A 17,360-nucleotide genomic window follows, 5' to 3' on the forward strand; every position below is an offset into this window, starting at 1 on the left:
GGCCCCCCGGGTGGGGCCGGTGGGTCCCGACCGCGCGTGTGCGCAGGTCATGGTTGGTCATCGGGTGTTTGCCGGATCTTTCCCAGACGAGGCCGCGGCGTTCGTGTTGGAGAGGTACAACAGATGCGGTTAGCCTCGAAGTCGGCGTGGAATCCTGAAACGTCGCCGAACGGAAGCGAGTGATCATGACCGGCTCCGCCGAGTCAGAGCGAGTAGCCGAGTACCCGCGGCCGTCGCACACCCTCCTGCACCTCAGCGACACCCACCTGGTGGGTGGAACCGAACTGCTCTACGGCACGGTCGACAGCGACGCGCACATCCAGCGCATCGTCGACGACATCCGTGCGTCGCAGGTTCGTCCCGACGCCCTGGTCTTCACCGGCGACCTCGCCGATCGCGGCCAGCCCGACGCCTATGCGAAGCTGCGCGCGATCGTCGAGCCTGTGGCGCAGGAACTCGATGCCCGGGTGATCTGGGCGATGGGTAACCATGATGACCGCGCGACCTTCCGCGAGCGTCTGCTGGATCAGGCACCGGATTCCGGACCGATCGACCAGGTCCACCACGTGAACGGTTTGCGGGTCATCACCCTGGACAGTTCCGTGCCCGGATTTCACCACGGCGAGATCGGCCCTGACCAACTCGAATGGCTCCGAGGCGAACTCGCGACCCCAGCGCCGTTCGGAACCGTGCTCGTGCTGCATCATCCTCCGGTGCCGTGCGTGTTCGACCTCGCGGTGCTCGTCGAACTTCGAGACCAGGCCGGGCTCGCCGACGTGGTGCGCGGCTCTGATGTCCGAGCGATTCTGGCGGGTCATCTGCACTACTCGACCACGGCGACGTTCGCCGGAATCCCGGTGTCGGTGGCGTCGTCCACCTGCTACACCCAGGATCTCAATGTCCCGATCGACTCGCAGCGCGGCCGTGATGGAGCACAGGGATTCAACCTCGTGCACGTCTATCCCGAGACCATCGTGCATTCCGTTGTGCCGACCGGCAGCTATGCCCTCGCCGGCCGGCACGTCTCCGCAGAGGACACCGCGCAGCGTCTCGCTGATGCGCGGGTCAGGATCCCGGAAAACCCGGGGCTCACACTCGACGCCTGACCGGGAGGTCAGCGGGGATAGGCGGTTTCCCACGGTGCGGGGATCGGATAGTAGTGCTCCAGGAACTGCGTGACCTTCGCGGTGCGCACTTCCAGGTCCACCTCGGGGGCGCTACCGTCGTTGAGACAGATGAAGTCGGTTCTGCGCCTGGCGAGCAGCGTATCGAGTTCGCGTAGGCCCGAATTCGTCGTCGTGTCGACGTACTTCACGCGGGCCGACAACTGTTGTACCGCGCGTCCCGTCATCAAGGCGTAGTAGTGGTAGAAGGAATTGGTCACCGAGATGTTGTCGACGGCGCGGAAGGGGCTCCCGGCGGTCGCGGTGAACTCGGTGTCGAACTCTCGCTCCATCTCCTCCACGATGCTCCGCCTCAGTGGTGCAGGCGCATGCTCGAGGTGATGGGTGATCGTCACCCCGAAGCGCTTTCGCAGCAAACCTCGATTGACACGCGCCGAGTTCTCGAAACCGCTGCGTTCGCTGTGGTTTCGTCCGAGACCGATTCGAACCTCGGACTCGATGAACTTGCTGATCCCGGCCGGAGAGAAGAACACCTGAGGATCCACCGAGCGGCCGAAGAACATGTCGTCGTTGGAATACACGAAATGTTCCGACAATCCGGGAATGCGATGTAACTGTGCCTCGACGGCCTGCGAATTATGCGTCGGCAGCATCGACTGGTCGGCGAAGAACTCCTCACTGCGCACAAAGGTGACCCGGTCGTCGTCGGCGAGCCATTCGGGTCGATCCGAGTCGGTTGCGACGAAGATCCGTCGTACCCACGGGGCGTACATGTTCACGGAGCGGAGCGCGTACTTCAGTTCGTTGATCTGCCGGTAGCGTGCGGGGGAGTCGTCGCCCTCTCCGACCACATAGCTCTGCATGAGCTTGGCGCGCTTGGCCTGGAATGATTTCGACGACCCGTCGACCCAGGAGAAGACGAGGTCGATCTCGAACGGAAGTCCCGACGGGTGTGCGTCGAACATGCCCTCGATGGTCGGCCAGGTTCGTCCGTACCGCTCGACGGTGGTGGACACCAGTTCGCTGCGCAGCACCGTATTTCGCGTGAGCGAATTCGGTCCGGGGAGGACGAGTTCGTCGCCGCGTCGTTGCCACAGCTCGATCCCCACACCGCTGGAAGCGCCGTACCGCAAACCGCTCACAGGCTCCACCCGCGGACGATACAGCCGGAACGCGCGGGCCTTCCGGATCTGGGACAGGCGTCCGTCCGCTACGAGTACAGGGCGAATGCTCTTTGCCCCGAGCGTTTTCGAATAGAACGGTTGATCCGTACATGCCGATGCCAGGCTCGCCTCGAGGATCTTCCGGTCGGCCCGGTCGACGGCCAAGCAGGGACGATCGTTCGCTCTACGGATCAGTGTGTACGCAATACCCGCCGTGTCGAGGACATCCCGGATGAACAGCAGATCCTCGACCATCGCCTGGTGCGGTGTGGTCGTCGCGATGGGCAGGACGTAGCGGTCGGTGTGCCAGATCGGAACGAGTGGCCGATCGGGGATCGGCGGGAGTGCGGGAAGGGACACCGCGCCCGGATTCGTGGGGACAAGTGAGGTCGAGGGCTGTGCCTGGGTGATCGTGGAGTGCTCCGTTCGGTGAGATTTTTCCGATAGAGCGCCATCCTAGTCGCAATTGTTCACCGAGAGAAGTGGGGGAAATCGCAGGTGAAACGGGATGTCATCAAATTTCGGTGTACGAGTGTTCTCTGTTCGCGGACAGGTAGGGCTGCCAACGGCGAAGTCCCCGCCCGAGAAGCTCGGACGGGGACCCGGTCCCTTGTGCGACTGTGCGCGATCGCGTCAGGCGGACGCGGCCTCGCGCTCGGCGACGAGGTTGAGCGCGATGTCGACGATCATGTCCTCCTGACCACCGACCAGCTTGCGCTTACCGGCCTCGAGGAGGAGGGTGCGCACGTCGATGCCGTAGCGTGCGGACGCGGTCTCCGCGTGACGCAGGAAGCTCGAGTACACACCGGCGTAGCCGAGGGTGAGGGTCTCACGGTCGACGCGCACCGGGCGGTCCTGCAGCGGTCGGACGATGTCGTCGGCTGCGTCCTGCAGCTTGAACACGTCGCAGCCGTGCTTCCACTCGTACAGGTCGGCGACGGCGATGAACGCCTCGATCGGGCAGTTACCGGCACCGGCGCCGTGGCCGGCGAGCGAGGCGTCCACGCGGTACACGCCCTCCTCGACAGCGATGACGCTGTTCGCCACCGACAGTGAGAGGTTCTCGTGGGCGTGGATACCGATCTCGGTGCCCTCGTCCAGGATCTCGCGGTAGGCGCGGACGCGGTCGCGAACACCGCCCAGGGTCAGGCGTCCGCCGGAGTCGGTGACGTACACGCAGTGCGCGCCATACGATTCCATGAGCTTGGCCTGCTCGGCGAGTTCCTCGGCTGGAGCCATGTGGCTCATCATCAGGAAGCCCGAGACATCCATGCCGATCTCGCGAGCGGTGGCGATGTGCTGCGCGGAGACGTCGGCCTCGGTGCAGTGAGTGGCGATGCGCACCGAGCGCACACCGAGGTCCCATGCGCGCTGCAGGTCGTGGACGGTACCGACACCGGGAAGCAGCAGCGTGGTCAGACGGGCGTTCTGCAGCACCTCGGCTGCCGCCTCGATCCACTCCCAGTCGGTGTTCGAGCCCGGACCGTAGTTCACGGAGCCGCCGGCGAGGCCGTCGCCGTGCGCGACCTCGATCGCGTCGACGCCCGCGTCCTCGAGGGCGGTGACGATGCGCTTGACGTCGGTCGGCGAAATACGGTGACGCACCGCGTGCATGCCGTCGCGGAGGGTGACGTCCTGAACGAAGACGGTGGTGTTGCTCATCAGGCGTTGTCCTTCTTCTGTGCGATCCGCTCAGCGATCTGGAGTCCGGCGGAGGTCATGATGTCGAGGTTGCCTGCGTACGCGGGCAGGTAGTGGGCAGCGCCCTCCACCTCGAGGAAGACCGAGACCTGGTGGGTCGGGCGGTTGCCGTCGACGAGCAGCGTCTCGACCGGCTGATCTTCGGGGATCTCGGTGATCTGCACCTGCTGCTTGAGGCGGTAGCCCGGCACGTATGCCGCGACGTCGCCCACCATCTTCTCGATCGACTGACGGATCTCGTCGTGGGTGGACGGGTCCGGTGCGTCGACGAGGCAGAACACCGTGTCGCGCATGATCAGCGGCGGCTCGGCCGGGTTCAGGATGATGATGGCCTTGCCCCGGCGGGCGCCACCGACCGTCTCGATCGCCGACGACGTGGTCTCGGTGAACTCGTCGATGTTCGCGCGGGTTCCCGGGCCGGCCGACTTCGACGCGATCGACGCGACGATCTCGGCGTACGCCACCGGCACGACGCGAGACACGGCCGCGACCATCGGGATGGTGGCCTGGCCACCGCATGTCACCATGTTCACGTTCTGCGCGTCGAGATGCTCGTCGCCGTTGACGGCGGGCACGACGAACGGGCCGATCGCGGCCGGCGTGAGGTCGATCAGACGCTTACCCAGCGGAGCGAGGCGCGCGTTGTTCGCGATGTGCGCCTTCGCGGAGGTCGCGTCGAACACGATCTCGATCTCGTCGAAGTTCGGCAGGTTCACCAAACCCTCGACGCCTTCCGCAGTGGTGGGCACCTTCATGCGTGCGGCGCGGGCGAGGCCGTCCGACTCGGGGTCGATACCGACCATGGCACCCATCTCGAGAACCTCGGAGGTGCGCAGAACTTTGATCATCAGATCGGTGCCGATGTTGCCCGATCCGATGATGGCAACCTTGGTCTTGCTCATGCTTGCTTTCCTTCCACGAAACGGGCTGTCACGGTGCCCAGGCCGGACACGGTGACGGAGACGGTGCTGCCTGCGGAGACGGACGCCATCGGGCCGAGTGCACCCGACAGGATCACCTGGCCTGCCTTCAGCGGCTGACCGAGTTCGCGGGCGGTCTGTGCGAGCCACACGACGGCCTGAATCGGATCGCCGAGGCAGGCGGCGCCGTTTCCGGTGGAGACCTCGGTGCCGTCGATCTCCATCGACATGGTGACGTCGACGGGCTCGAGTTCGTCGAGCGTGCGGCGTTCGGTGCCGAGTACGTACACACCGGATGACGCATTGTCGGCGACGGTGTCGCCGAATTTGATGTCCCAGTTGGCGATACGGCTGTCGCAGATCTCGAGTGCGGCGACGGCGTAATCGATGGCGTCGCGCACCTGAGCGGTGTCGAGCGGACCGTCGACGAGATCGGCGCCGAGCACGAACCCGACCTCACCCTCGACCTTCGGCTGGATCAGCAGGCTCATCGGGATGTCGGCGCCGTTGTCGAACGCCATGTTGTCGAAGAGCACTCCGAGGTCGGGTTGACCGACACCGAGTTGTTCCTGCACGGCCTTGGAAGTGAGGCCGATCTTGCGGCCCACGATGACGGCGCCCGACTCCGTGCGGCCCTCGTTGAAACGCTGCTGCACGGCGTAGGCCGCGACGAGGTTGCTCTCGCCGATCAGGTCGCGGATCGGAGCGGTCGGGGTGCCGCTCGCTGCGGCGGACACGAGGCGGTCTGCTGCGGCGGCGATGTCCGCTTCGCTGACCGCTGCGATGTTCGTGGGGTTGCTCATGACCTCTACTGTCCTGCGTCGGGGCCTCATGCAACAACGATTCGTCTCACTGAGCGATACGCTGATCTCGTGACAGCGAATCTGGACACGGTGCTCGGCAAGGCGGTGACGATCCTTCGTGCTTTTCGACCCGACGACAATGTCCTGCCGCTGGCCGAGCTCGTGCGGCGCACCGAACTCCACAAGGCCACGGTCCACCGACTCTCCGGGGAGTTGGTTGCGAACCGGTTGCTCGATCGCGTCGAGGGCGGTTACCGCCTCAGCGGTGGGCTGTTCGAATTGGGGATGCGGGCCTCCGTCGAACGCAGCCTGCTCGAGATGGCCATGCCGTTCCTTCAGGATCTGTACGAACGCACCCACGAAACTGTGCACCTGGGCGTGCGTGACGGACTCGATGTCGTCTACGTCGCGAAGATCGGCGGACATCGGCAGGCCAAGTCGCCGTCGCGGACGGGAGGGCGAAATCCCTGGTACTGCACCGCAATCGGAAAGTCACTGATGGCCCACGCCGACCCGGAGTTGCTCCGGGAAGCGTTGTCGATGCGCATGGTTCGGCGCACACCGCACACCATCGTCGCCCCCGGAATTCTGCGCAAGCAGCTCGAGCGGGTCGTCGAAACCGGTGTCTCCTTCGAGCGGGAGGAGTCGGCGTTGGGTATCACCTGCGTGGCGGCGCCGGTGTTCGGAGCCGACGACGAGATCGTCGCCGCCATCAGTGTCACCGGTCCGACCGGACGTTTCGTGCCCGAGAGTCACCTCGCGGCGGTCCGTGCATCCGCCGAAGGTCTGCGCAGCACCGTGGGGCGCCGTGAGCGGCTGCGCTGAACGAACTCAACCCTAGAGGAGCAATGTACCTAGAACTGCTAGGGTATGTTCCGCACCTAGATGAGCTAGGTATAGGAGGGTCATGCACATCGACAAGGACCTGGTGGCCGCGTCGGCGACTCCCTTGGTGCTCGGAATACTCGCCGAGGGTGAGTCATACGGCTACGCGATCATCAAACGCGTCAACGAACTGTCGGACGGTCGCATGCAATGGACCGACGGAATGCTCTACCCGCTGCTGCACCGGCTCGAGCGCAACGGCTGTGTATCCGCGTCCTGGCATATCGCCGAGAACGGTCGTCGACGGAAGCACTACACGATCACCGAGACAGGCAGGAAGATGCTCGCCGAACGTGTCGCACAGTGGACGGTCGTCGCCGACGCCCTGCATCAGGTGTGGGAATCCACCATTTCGCCACCGACGGCCGAAGGGTGGGCATGATGGCCATCGACGCACAGCTCGAATCGCAGATCGCGCAATGGCGAGGATACGTCTCGGGGCATCGGGTGATCTCGCCGGCCGATGTCGACGAAATGGAAGGGCATCTGCGCGATCAGGTCTCGGACCTGTCGACCGCCGGACTCACGGCGGGCGAGGCATTTCTCGTCGCGGTGGGACGAATGGGCAGTGTCGACGCCATTTCGCGGGAGTTCGCGCGCGAACACTCCGAACGGTTGTGGAAACAACTTGTGCTCGTCTCGGCCGATTCGGACACCGACGCGACCCGCAGACCGCGCGAATTCGGCATGGTCCTTGCCCTCGCAGTCGGGGCAGGACTGGCCGTCAAGGCCGCACTCGAATGGCTCCCCGAACCGGTCCTCGTACGCAGTCTGAGCATCGTGATCCTGCCCTTCCTGGTTGCGTACTTCGCATGGAAGCGGAACATGACCGTTCGGAGCGGAGTGACCCTTGCGGCACCCTTCGTGGCAGCGGCACTGGTGCTGAACGTCTTCCCCTTCGAGGAAGGTGGAGTCACCGAGATCATCGCGGCGATCCACGCCCCGATCGTGTTGTGGCTCGTCGTCGGTGTGGCATACGTCGGAGGAGAGTGGCGTTCCGACCGCCGACGCATGGACTTCGTCCGGTTCACCGGCGAATGGGTCGTCTACATGGTCCTGCTGGCGCTCGGCGGTGGAGCGCTCGCGGGCCTGACAGCTGGAACGTTCGGGGCGCTGGGCATCGACATCGGATGGTTCTTCGAAGCGTGGGTCCTTCCGTTCGCGCCGGTGGGTGCGATGATCGTGGCGGCGTGGCTCGTCGAAGCGAAACAAGAAGTGATCGAGAACATTGCGCCCGTGCTGACCCGGGTGTTCACACCGCTCACCATCGTCATGCTGCTCGCCTTGTTCGCGGCATTCATCGCTGCGTTCGTGTCGTCGCGGAGTGTTCTCGACGTCGATCGGGAACTGCTGATCCTCATGGATCTGATCCTCGTCCTCGTGCTCGGACTGCTGCTGTATGCCATCTCCGCTCGCGACCCGCACACACCGCCCGATGTGTTCGACATGGCCCAGGTGGTCCTCGTGGTTGCCGCGTCGGCCGTCAACGTCCTCATGCTCGCTGCCATGCTCACGCGCATCGCGGAATTCGGATTCACGGCGAACAAGGTGACCGCGCTCGGGTTGAACCTGGTACTGCTGATCAACCTGTGCGGAGCCGCGTGGCTGGGCATCCGATTCGTCCGCGGACGGTGCGGATTCGGTCCCGTCGAACGGTGGCAGATGCAGTATCTGCCCGTATACGGCGCGTGGGCCGCGCTGGTGGTCGTCGCGATCCCACCGCTGTTCGGCTTCGTATGACCCGCGACGCGGGCGAGGTAGAAGGGCCGCTATGACCGAGGACCGATGCGCCGGGAAGATCCGGCACATCGGTCCTCATCCATTCGGCTCCTCGGATCAGGACCGGTTTCGGAGCAGGTACTTCTGGATCTTGCCGGTGCCGGTCTTGGGCAGCGGACCGAAGATCACCTTCTTCGGCGCCTTGAAGCCGGGCAGCGACTCGCGCGCGAACGCGATCATCTCTTCCGCGGTGACTTCCGCGTCGTCCACCAGCGACACGTATGCGACCGGTACCTCGCCCCATCGCTCGTGCGGTTCGGCCACCACCGCGGACTCGAGGACTTCGGGGTGACGAGCGAGGACCTGCTCGATCTCGATCGACGCAATGTTCTCGCCACCGGAGATGATGACGTCCTTCGACCTGTCCCGCAGTTCAATGTACTGGTCGGGGTGCATGACGCCCAGGTCGCCGGTGAGGAACCAGCCCGAACCGAACGAAGTCGCGGTCGACTCGGGGTCGTTGTAGTACCCGAGCGCCACCGTGTTGCCGCGCAGCGCGACCTCGCCCATCGTTTCACCGTCGGCGGGGACGTCGTTGCCGTCCTTGTCGAGGATCCGCACCGGGAATCCGACGACGTTGGCGTTGCCCTGGCGTGCTTTGAACCGGGCCTGATCGTCGATCGGGGCGGACTTCAACTCCGTCGGGAACTCGCAGAGCGTCGACGGACCGAACGTCTCGGTGAGCCCGTAGAGGTGCGTGACGTCGAATCCGAGGTGACCGAGCCTCTCGAGCATCGTCGGCGACGGCGGTGCTCCACCGGTGCCGATCTGCACCCGCCGGTCGAGTTGATGTGCCGAGCCGTGCGCAGCGAGGTCGATCAGGACCGTCGGCGCCGCGTTGAAATGGGTGATGGATTCCGAGTCGATGAGTTCCCAGATGCTTCCGGCGTCGATCTTTCGCATGCACACGTGGGTGCCACCTGCCGCGGTGACCGCCCACGTGAAGGTCCACCCGTTGCAGTGGAACATCGGCAGAATCCACAGGTAGGCCGTCTCGGTGTCGAGCTTGTTGTGGAACGCCATCGCCATCGCCTGCAGGTAGGCGCCGCGGTGGTGGTACATCACGCCCTTCGGCCTGCCCGTGGTACCCGACGTGTAGTTCAGGGCGATCATCGAATATTCTTCCGACACAGTGAGTTCCAGCTTGTCGGCGCGTTCGAGCTGAGCTTCGTACTGGGCCGAGTCGAGCTTCGCAGGCACGTTGACCTGCTCTGCGACTCCGCGCAGCGACTCGTCGTACAGCAGTACCGTCGAGCCGGAGTGGTCGACGATGTACTGCAGCTCCGGCGCGGTGAGGCGGGTGTTGAGAGAGACCAGCACGGCCCCGGCCATCGTCGCGCCGTAATGGGCGTCGAGCATCATCCGGCTGTTCGGTGCGAGCACCGCAACTCGATCGCCCGGCTCGACGCCGAGGGACGCGAGGAGGCCCGCGAACCGTCGCGCCCGTCCCAGCCACTCCTTGTAGGTGATGCGGACATCGCCGTCCACGACCGCGACCCTGTCGGGAAAGAGCATTGCGGAGCGGTGCAGGAACGACACCGGCGTCAGCTGCATGTCGGTGGGCGGGCGATTCTCGGGGTGCATCACGGTCCTTCCGATCGTGTCCTGACGATTGTATGGCAGGAGAGTGCCACGCGGTGACACTGAGTGCCATGGGCGTCGGTTACAGTAGCCGATCAGGACGCTCTTGTCCGTGCCCGGTCGGCCGCACGCTCGAACCGCCGCGCGACCACCTCGAACTGCTCCAACTCTGACCAGTCCCACCTGACGACTTCGAGCCCCAGGTCGCGGAGGGAATCTTCGCTGCGCTTCTCGTCGATGAGGTCGAGCGGCCCGGTGTACTTCTCGTGGTCGTCGAACTCTCCGACAACCCCGAGCGCTTCCCAATAGAAGCCGACGCGGACGCGTCGACCGTCGTAGGTGACGAGCTCACGTCGGAGATCGGGGACGGGAAGGCCGTACTCACGCATCCGAATCCTCGACAGCGACTCACCGACGCTGTCGCTGCGGCCGTCCAGGAACTGCAACACCGACGAGGCCGACACCAGACCGTAGCGGCAGCGGGACGCCTCGAGCACGCGGGAAATCTGGGATGCGGCGCTCGGGTCGAGGCGCAGCGCCGCATCTCCGACGGCGACGGCCTGGTCGCGGGGGAGAGTCCGGGCGAGGTCGACGATGGTGCGGGCAATCGACGTCACCGGAACACCGAGGACGTGCGTGATCTCGCCGTCGTCCCAGTGCGTGGTGTGAGCGTGAAGACCTGCCGTCACGCGACCACTGCGGCTGGGCGGTCGCGAGACGTGGACGCGGCGCAGCGGAACATCCCACACGTCGATGCCGTGCAGCGCCGCAGCGGAGATGTGACTGATCGCCTCATCCGGGTTCAGAGTGGAACCGACGTGTCGTGCATGCACGCGGTGAAGCTCCACGGTACCGAGTGCATCGAAGTCCTTGCGCCACAAATACAGTCCGTGAGCGACGTTGGCGAGCTCGCCCGACCGCAACGCCCTCCTGATGCTGTTCTCGGACATGCCCGACGCGATGAGCGTTTTCCTGGTGAGTCCCCGTGGTTCGTCCATGAGCGGATAGTGCCGCGAGAAGAGCGCCGCGCGGCAGCGAAAATCGTATTGCTGCCGAATCTGTGGATGAAATGCGTGCCTGTGGACAACTTCAGAACAAGCGCGGAGTCGCGTGCGAGCCGTCGCGCACCTCGGCCATGCGAGCATCCCAGCGTTCGACGAGCCACATCTCCACCAACTCCGGGCGGGTCTGAATCTTCTCGGCCCACCCGCTCAGGAGCCCGACGTAGCGGAGGTAGCGGCGCAGCGTGAAGTCGGCGACCGACGGATCCTCCAACCAACCCTCGTGCACGAGCGTCGACACGCCGTGCTGATCGAGCAACTGCGCGGGTCCGGACTCGGTGTGCACATCGACGGCCCACAGATACGTGGCGAACAGTGGAACTCCCACGCCGGGAGTGTCGGGCCATCCCGACCACGTGAGCCGGGAGTTGTCCGGTAGCGACTTGGTCTTCGCGCAGTAGTCGAGGACACCCTTGATCTTGTCGAGAGGGCCGCGTCCGGCGGGTGCATGGGCATCGACAATGTTCGGGAAGCGACGCGCAGAGCGTCGCCGCGGGTGCGCGCTGCGCCATGCCGCGCACAGGAACAGCAACCCCACACCATCGTGATCGGCGTTGACGAGTTCACTGCCCAACCGCAGGTCGTTGCGGGGGACGACGGCCTTGCCGCTGGTGACGATGCGCCCGTCGAGATTGCGTCCGCGCAACCGAATATTGTGGCCGGCGTCCTCGAGGTGGTCGTTCCACCACTTCAGGTCGACTGTCACCCCGTCGTCGAGCACCTGCAGGTCGTACATGCGGAGACGGCACCAGTCGGCACAGGCTTTCGGTGGCTCGAACCCTTCGTCGTAGGCATGCATGCAGGTCAGCGTGCCATGAGAATGTGGCATGCCAGGGGGAAGACACGCGAGGCGTAATCGATCCGATTTCGTCCGGTCAGACTGCGGAGTCCGGATCGATGGCCTGGAGTTGGCGGACCCAGTCGAACTCGGCCTCGAGGAACGCTTGGCCGCCGGAGGCGAACGCATCTTGCAGTTGTGTGAAGGCGGCGATGAACTGGTCCACCCGTTCCTGGGCTGATTCCGGTGTCCCGGCTGCTTTTCTGGCGTAGCCGGCGGCGAGTTGCTTCGCGGACTCGAACTCGCCGAAGCCTTGTGTACGGGTCAGTTCGTTCGCGATGACTCTCGCGTCCTTCAGCGCGTCGATCGTCGCCTGGCAGATGGCGACGATCTCGTCGATGACGTGTGGTTCGAGTCGTACGAACTCGCCCATGTGGAATCCTTCCTCGGCTGATTCGGAGGCTGTGGCTGAGCTGACCGCGTTACTGGTCGAGGTGGGGTTCGAACAGGGCGACCGCCTGGTCGAGATCTGCGCACCATTCGTTGAGCGGTAGGCTGCGCGCGTCATCGGGAAAGCGTGTCCGGCTGAAGATCACCATGCCGAACTCGGTTCGAACAGTGATCGCGCAGGTGTTCTTGTTGTTCGGGTCGAGTTGGAACAGGGCATCGCGTCCGTTGATGTTGGTGTGAGTGGAGATGTGGGCGTTTTTCTCCCATTCCTCTTCCAACGTGACATTTCCCGCCAGGACGCTCAGGCGATCGTCGTCGAAGGCGGAGAATGTGCTTTTGAAGCTGCAGCCGAGGAAGGTATAGGACTCCATCGGATATTCAGAGGGACGCTTCGACCTCGGGTCGAATTCGGCTTCGACGAGCACGTCGTCGGGGAGGTCGAGGCAGGGATCGAAAGTGATCGCCGACCGGCCGGATTCGTCGACGACGCGGGGCGTGCGCGTCGTCGAGGTGATGGTGTCGGTGCTGCTCGGTGGATCTGCGGGCGGTGCGTGGTTTCCGCATGCTGTTGTTGCTGCGATGAGCGCGATGCTCCCCGCGACACGTTTCCACCCGCCCACGCGACCCCCCGATCCGCTGAATACCGGGGAGACGGTAGCAGATCGGGTCGGGGGCGAGCGGGCCGTCGAAGCTAGCAGGGCAAATGTGAACCTCGCAGCCCTGCCGGCCTCCTGCCAGGGCTGCGAGGTTTGTATCAGGCCTGCTTGCTTCTGGTGCTGTCCAATTCGGTGAGGTCGCAGCGACAACTAGTGATCGACGCTCGGTCGGTCAGACTGCGGAGTCCGGATCGATGGCCTGGAGTTGGCGTACCCAGTCGAACTCGGCCTCGAGGAACGCTTGGCCGCCGGAGGCGAACGCATCTTGCAGTTGTGTGAAGGCGGCGATGAACTGGTCCACCCGTTCCTGGGCTGATTCCGGTGTCCCGGCTGCTTTTCTGGCGTAGCCGGCGGCGAGTTGCTTCGCGGACTCGAATTCCCCGAAGCCTCGTGTATCGGTAAGACTGTCCGCAGTGATTCTTGCGTCTCTCAGAGCATCGATCGCGGTCTGACAGATTGCGACGATCTCCTCGATGACCTGTGGTTCGAGTCGGACGAATTCGCCCATGCGGGATTCCTTTCTGGACCGGATCGGCTGCGTGGAGGAAGCGGGTCCTCTATTGGTCGAGCTGGGGTTCTAGTAGGGCTACTAGCTCATCGATACCCGAGCACCATTCGTCGATCGGCACCTCGCGGACGTGATCGGCGAAGTATGTCCGCCTGAATATCACCATGCCGAAGTCGGTTCGAACAGTGATCGCACAGTTGTTCTTGTTGCTCGGGTCCAGTTGGAGAAGAGCATCGCGCCCGTTGACACTGATGTGGCTGGATACGTGGCCGTCCTTTTCCCATTCCTCTTCCAAGGTGACGTTCCCCGCTAGGACGGTCAGTCGGTACTCGTCCAGGACATCGGGGATGTGGAACGTGCCTTTGAAGCTGCAGCCGAGGAAGCTGTAGGACTCCATCGGATACTCCGACGGACGTTTCGATCTCGGATCGTATTGAGCTTCGACGAGGACGTCGTCGGGGAGGTCGAGGCAGGGATCGAAAGTGATCGCCGGTCGGCCGGATTCGTCGACGACGCGGGGCGTGCGCGTCGTCGAGGTGACGGTGCTGCTCGGTGGATCTGAGGGCGGTGCGTGGTTTCCGCATGCTGTTGTTGCTGCGATGAGCGCGATGCTCCCCGCGACACGTTTCCACCCGCCCACGCGACCCCCCGATCCGCTGAATACCGGGGAGACGGTAGCAGATCGGGTCGGGGGCGAGCGGGCCGTCGAAGCTAGCAGGGCAAATGTGAACCTCGCAGCCCTGCCGGCCTCCTGCCAGGGCTGCGAGGTTTGTATCAGGCCTGCTTACTTCTGGTGCTGTCCAATTCGGTGAGGTCGTAATCGACGACGACGGGCGCGTGATCGCTGATCCGACGGTCGGGAGCCGGGTCGCGATCGGTCCCCGCCGACACCGCTGTGCGTGCGAGCGTCGGAGTGGCGAGGTGGTAGTCGATGCGCCACCCGACGTCGTTCGTGAACGACTGCCCGATCCACGACCACCACGAATACGGACCGTCGACCTCGGGATGGTGGCTGCGCACCACGTCGACGAGGGTGCGCGGAGACACGATCGAATCGAACCACTCCCGCTCCTCGGGGAGGAATCCTTCGGCCTGGTTACTGCGCCGCCAGTTCCGCACGTCGTATCGGGTGTGGGCGATGTTGAGGTCGCCCATCAGCAGCAGCTCCCGACCCTGCGCGCGAGCTGTGCGCCGAGACCGCGTGAGCTGACGAGCGAACGCGTCGAGGAAGCGCATCTTGCGGTCGTAGCGTGCGCCCCCGTCCGGTGCCTCCCTCATACGTCCCGGCTTCTGCAGGTGAGTGGGCAACCCACCCTTCGGCAGATACAACGACGCCACCGTGATCGGTGCGTCCGCGAGGTCGACCTCGACGTAGCGACCCTCCTCGGCGAACTCCCGTAGTCCTCGTGCCAGGGGGCCAGGATCGAGTTCCACCGTCTCGATGTGGTCGTCGCCCGGATGTCGTAGTAGCGCGGTGCCGCTCCATGCGCGTACTGCGCTCGGCTCCTTGCGGGTCAGGATCGCGACGCCGTTGCGGCCCGGCAGTGTTCCCTGTTCATAGGTCAGGTGGTGATCACCGAACACACCGTCCGGAATCGCCGATGCGGGTGCGCGGAGCTCCTGCAATGCCACCACGTCGGGTTCCCGCTCGCGCAACCATTTCTCGAATCCGCGCCGCTGCGCCGCGCGAATCCCGTTGATATTGAATGTTGCGATGCGCATGGTCATTTCGACCCGCGGTTCACGATGTCCAACTGCTGCTGAATCTCGTCGCGACCGATCCCGAAATTCCCGAAGCTCAGGATCCGCTCGAGCGGCATCGACGCCGCCATTTCGAGTACCGCCGGGTCGAGGGCAGGGGTTTCACCGTCGGCTGTGGCGAAGATCTTCGAAAGCACCTATGCCGCTGCGGGGTTGGAGAGGATCTCGCCGATCGACGACTCCACGCTCAACGGAACCGACACCTCGTCGCCCGCGACCTCCGTGGTGCATGTGGCTCGGATGTCGCGACTCGAAGCACCGACCTCGACGCGGTAGGTTCCGCCCTCGACCACCCATACATCGAGCCGGGTGTCCCAATACGCGAGGTCCGCGCGCCGCACGGGAATCTCCACCTCTCGTGATTCGCCGGCGTCGAGGCGCACCTTCGCGAATCCCTTCAACTCGCGCGGTGCGCGTACCACCGCGGAGTCGGGCACGCCGATGTACACCTGCACGACCTCGGAACCGGACCGGCCACCGGTATTGGTCACGGTCACCGTCACGACGAGATCATCACCGACGGTGACCACCGCGTCGGAGTACGAGAAGGTCGTGTACGACAGGCCGTGCCCGAACGGAAACGACACCTCGCTCCGTCGGGCGTCGAACCCGCGATATCCGACGAACAGGCCTTCGCCGTAGCGGACGTGTCCGTGCTCGCCCGGGAAATCCGTGTACGACGGAGTGTCTTCGAGTCGCACAGGAATGGTCTCGGCGAGCCGGCCCGCCGGGTCGGCCACCCCGTACAGAATGTCGGCGAGTGCGCCACCGCCTGCCTGCCCGAGCAGCCAACCTTCGATGAGTGCGGGCACTCGGTCGACGAAGCCGGACACGCGCACGACACCACCGTTCGACAGCACGACCACGGTGTTCGGGTTCGCCGCGACCACGGCATCGAGCAACTCGGTCTGTCCCGATGGCAGTTCGAGATCTGCGCGGTCGAACCCTTCGGACTCGATCGCTGCGGGTACCCCGACGAACACCACTGCGACCTCGGCGGCCCGCGCTGCGTCAACGGCAGCGACCCGCAACTCCTCGGTGGACGTGCCGTCGTCGAGGTAGCCGGGCGCGAACGCCACATCGACCGACGCCAGCGTCCGGATCTCGTCGAGCGCGTTGTCGAGGCGAGTCGGGTTGATCCGCGACGATCCCGCCCCCTGATAGCGCGGAGTGTGGGCCAACTCGCCGATCACGGCAATCTTCGCGTCGACAGCAAGAGGGAGGACGCCGTCGTTCTTCAACAACACCACGCACTCCGCCGCGACCCGGCGGGCGAGCGCGTGGTGTTCGTCGGCATCGAATACGGCATCGGGGTCGACCTCGGACTTGCCGACCAGGTCGACGACCCGCGTCGCGGCGGTGTCGACCACCGACTCGTCCAACGTCCCCGCGCGCACCGCGTCGACGATCTCCTGATCCGTGCGACCCCCGGTCGACGGCATTTCCAGGTCGAGACCCGCCGCCAATGCCGCGACCCGGTCCGACACCGCGCCCCAATCGCTGACGACCACTCCGTCGAACCCCCACTCACCTCGCAGGAGGTCCGTGAGCAGCCATCGGTTCTGAGACGCGTACACGCCGTTGATGCGGTTGTACGAACACATCACCGTCCAGGGCGAGGCATCCTGGACGACTCGCTGGAACCCGCGCAGATAGATCTCCCGCAGCGGACGTGGGTCGATGTCGGCGGAGACCCGCATCCGGTCGGTTTCCTGATTATTGGCCGCGAAATGCTTCAGAGACGCACCGACGCCCTGCGATTGGATCCCGCGCACAAGCGCCGCACCGAGTACCCCCGACAGCAGCGGATCCTCGGACAGATACTCGAAGTTCCGTCCACACAGCGGTGACCGTTTGATATTGATGCCCGGGCCGAGCAGCACACTCACCTGCGCCGCCCGCGCCTCGGCTCCGAGGGCGGAGCCGACAACTTCGAGCAGCTCCGGATCGAACGAGCATCCCATCGCCACCGCGGGAGGAAAACACGTGGCGGGCACCGAGTCGGTGAGTCCGAGGTGATCTCCGCCCTCGGTCTGCTTACGGACGCCGTGCGGGCCGTCGGTCAGCATGATCGACGGAATCCCCGACTGCGGATGAGGTTTCGTGAACCAGAAGTTCAGCCCGCTGGTCAGGCCGGCCTTCTCGTCGAGCGTCAACGTGGAAACTGTTCGGGCTGGGTCGGTCATCCTG

Annotated in this window: 16 protein-coding genes and 1 pseudogene; 4 read left to right on the forward strand and 13 right to left on the reverse strand. The window is 64.8% G+C overall.

All coding sequences use genetic code 11. The features are described 5' to 3' along the window. Positions 1–185 precede the first annotated feature (185 nt). On the forward strand, positions 186–1,106 hold the full coding sequence (locus ACFWB0_RS17785; RefSeq protein ID WP_378491789.1) for a phosphodiesterase: 921 nt from the start codon (positions 186–188) through the stop codon (positions 1,104–1,106). A gap of 8 nt (positions 1,107–1,114) precedes the next feature. On the opposite strand, the gene ACFWB0_RS17790 is transcribed toward ACFWB0_RS17785, so the two are convergent. The 4 genes from ACFWB0_RS17790 to ACFWB0_RS17805 form a co-directional block, all read right to left on the reverse strand. Then, the gene (locus ACFWB0_RS17790; RefSeq protein ID WP_378491833.1) at positions 1,115–2,599 is read right to left on the reverse strand and encodes a stealth family protein; all 1,485 of its coding nucleotides are present in this window, start codon (positions 2,597–2,599) and stop codon (positions 1,115–1,117) included. Between the two features lie 321 nt (positions 2,600–2,920). Beyond that, positions 2,921–3,949 carry a 4-hydroxy-2-oxovalerate aldolase gene (gene dmpG / locus ACFWB0_RS17795; protein ID WP_378491790.1) on the reverse strand — a complete coding sequence of 343 codons (1,029 nt, stop codon included), beginning with the start codon at positions 3,947–3,949 and terminating at the stop codon, positions 2,921–2,923. Continuing rightward, positions 3,949–4,890 carry an acetaldehyde dehydrogenase (acetylating) gene (locus ACFWB0_RS17800; protein WP_378491791.1) on the reverse strand — a complete coding sequence of 314 codons (942 nt, stop codon included), beginning with the start codon at positions 4,888–4,890 and terminating at the stop codon, positions 3,949–3,951. The genes dmpG and ACFWB0_RS17800 overlap by 1 nt, the downstream gene beginning before the upstream one ends. Then, positions 4,887–5,711: a 2-keto-4-pentenoate hydratase gene (locus ACFWB0_RS17805; protein WP_378491792.1), complete on the reverse strand. Its 825-nt coding sequence runs from the start codon at positions 5,709–5,711 to the stop codon at positions 4,887–4,889. Before ACFWB0_RS17805 ends, ACFWB0_RS17800 begins: the two co-directional genes overlap by 4 nt. 69 nt (positions 5,712–5,780) lie before the next feature. On the opposite strand from ACFWB0_RS17805, the gene ACFWB0_RS17810 reads away from it, so the two are divergent. From ACFWB0_RS17810 to ACFWB0_RS17820, 3 genes are all read left to right on the forward strand, one after another. Further along, a complete protein-coding gene (locus ACFWB0_RS17810) occupies positions 5,781–6,536 on the forward strand; it encodes an IclR family transcriptional regulator (protein ID WP_378491793.1) in 756 nt (251 codons plus the stop codon). 82 nt (positions 6,537–6,618) lie between these two features. Next, positions 6,619–6,978 (forward strand): PadR family transcriptional regulator, encoded by a 360-nt coding sequence (locus ACFWB0_RS17815; protein WP_378491794.1) that lies wholly within the window; start codon positions 6,619–6,621, stop codon positions 6,976–6,978. After that, positions 6,978–8,336, forward strand: a complete 1,359-nt coding sequence (locus ACFWB0_RS17820; RefSeq protein WP_378491795.1) for a permease prefix domain 1-containing protein — start codon at positions 6,978–6,980, stop codon at positions 8,334–8,336. Before ACFWB0_RS17815 ends, ACFWB0_RS17820 begins: the two co-directional genes overlap by 1 nt. A gap of 96 nt (positions 8,337–8,432) precedes the next feature. Here ACFWB0_RS17820 and ACFWB0_RS17825 read toward each other — a convergent pair whose 3' ends face one another. The 9 genes and pseudogenes from ACFWB0_RS17825 to ACFWB0_RS17865 form a co-directional block, all read right to left on the reverse strand. Continuing rightward, a complete protein-coding gene (locus ACFWB0_RS17825) occupies positions 8,433–9,959 on the reverse strand; it encodes an AMP-binding protein (protein WP_378491796.1) in 1,527 nt (508 codons plus the stop codon). A gap of 92 nt (positions 9,960–10,051) precedes the next feature. Continuing rightward, the gene (locus ACFWB0_RS17830; RefSeq protein ID WP_378491797.1) at positions 10,052–10,954 is read right to left on the reverse strand and encodes a hypothetical protein; all 903 of its coding nucleotides are present in this window, start codon (positions 10,952–10,954) and stop codon (positions 10,052–10,054) included. 91 nt (positions 10,955–11,045) lie between these two features. Beyond that, complete coding sequence (locus ACFWB0_RS17835) at positions 11,046–11,816, reverse strand: hypothetical protein (RefSeq protein WP_378491798.1); 771 nt, start codon at positions 11,814–11,816, stop codon at positions 11,046–11,048. A 76-nt stretch (positions 11,817–11,892) separates the two neighbouring features. Next, positions 11,893–12,228, reverse strand: coding sequence for a hypothetical protein (locus tag ACFWB0_RS17840; RefSeq protein ID WP_378491799.1), 336 nt, complete (start codon positions 12,226–12,228; stop codon positions 11,893–11,895). A gap of 49 nt (positions 12,229–12,277) precedes the next feature. Continuing rightward, positions 12,278–12,865 (reverse strand): DUF3558 domain-containing protein, encoded by a 588-nt coding sequence (locus ACFWB0_RS17845; protein WP_378491800.1) that lies wholly within the window; start codon positions 12,863–12,865, stop codon positions 12,278–12,280. A gap of 208 nt (positions 12,866–13,073) precedes the next feature. After that, entirely contained in the window at positions 13,074–13,409 is a 336-nt protein-coding gene (locus tag ACFWB0_RS17850; protein ID WP_378491801.1) for a hypothetical protein, read from the reverse strand. Between the two features lie 49 nt (positions 13,410–13,458). Beyond that, entirely contained in the window at positions 13,459–14,049 is a 591-nt protein-coding gene (locus ACFWB0_RS17855; protein WP_378491802.1) for a DUF3558 domain-containing protein, read from the reverse strand. Between the two features lie 134 nt (positions 14,050–14,183). Continuing rightward, on the reverse strand, positions 14,184–15,131 hold the full coding sequence (locus ACFWB0_RS17860; RefSeq protein WP_378491803.1) for an exodeoxyribonuclease III: 948 nt from the start codon (positions 15,129–15,131) through the stop codon (positions 14,184–14,186). Positions 15,132–15,133: 2 nt separating this feature from the next. Further along, positions 15,134–17,356, reverse strand: a pseudogene (locus ACFWB0_RS17865) (glycoside hydrolase family 3 C-terminal domain-containing protein). Positions 17,357–17,360 lie beyond the last annotated feature (4 nt).

The organism is Rhodococcus sp. NPDC060086 (assembly GCF_042730275.1).
In the GTDB taxonomy this organism is placed as follows: domain Bacteria; phylum Actinomycetota; class Actinomycetes; order Mycobacteriales; family Mycobacteriaceae; genus Rhodococcus.

Coding starts and splice junctions, on each gene's coding strand:
- ACFWB0_RS17800 (WP_378491791.1), bottom strand. CDS start 4,890: ATGAGCAAGACCAAGGTTGCCATCATCGGATCGGGCAACATCGGCACC.
- ACFWB0_RS17830 (WP_378491797.1), bottom strand. CDS start 10,954: ATGGACGAACCACGGGGACTCACCAGGAAAACGCTCATCGCGTCGGGC.
- ACFWB0_RS17805 (WP_378491792.1), bottom strand. CDS start 5,711: ATGAGCAACCCCACGAACATCGCAGCGGTCAGCGAAGCGGACATCGCC.
- ACFWB0_RS17815 (WP_378491794.1), top strand. CDS start 6,619: ATGCACATCGACAAGGACCTGGTGGCCGCGTCGGCGACTCCCTTGGTG.
- ACFWB0_RS17785 (WP_378491789.1), top strand. CDS start 186: ATGACCGGCTCCGCCGAGTCAGAGCGAGTAGCCGAGTACCCGCGGCCG.
- ACFWB0_RS17820 (WP_378491795.1), top strand. CDS start 6,978: ATGGCCATCGACGCACAGCTCGAATCGCAGATCGCGCAATGGCGAGGA.
- ACFWB0_RS17840 (WP_378491799.1), bottom strand. CDS start 12,228: ATGGGCGAGTTCGTACGACTCGAACCACACGTCATCGACGAGATCGTC.
- ACFWB0_RS17850 (WP_378491801.1), bottom strand. CDS start 13,409: ATGGGCGAATTCGTCCGACTCGAACCACAGGTCATCGAGGAGATCGTC.
- ACFWB0_RS17835 (WP_378491798.1), bottom strand. CDS start 11,816: ATGCATGCCTACGACGAAGGGTTCGAGCCACCGAAAGCCTGTGCCGAC.
- dmpG (WP_378491790.1), bottom strand. CDS start 3,949: ATGAGCAACACCACCGTCTTCGTTCAGGACGTCACCCTCCGCGACGGC.
- ACFWB0_RS17825 (WP_378491796.1), bottom strand. CDS start 9,959: ATGCACCCCGAGAATCGCCCGCCCACCGACATGCAGCTGACGCCGGTG.
- ACFWB0_RS17860 (WP_378491803.1), bottom strand. CDS start 15,131: ATGCGCATCGCAACATTCAATATCAACGGGATTCGCGCGGCGCAGCGG.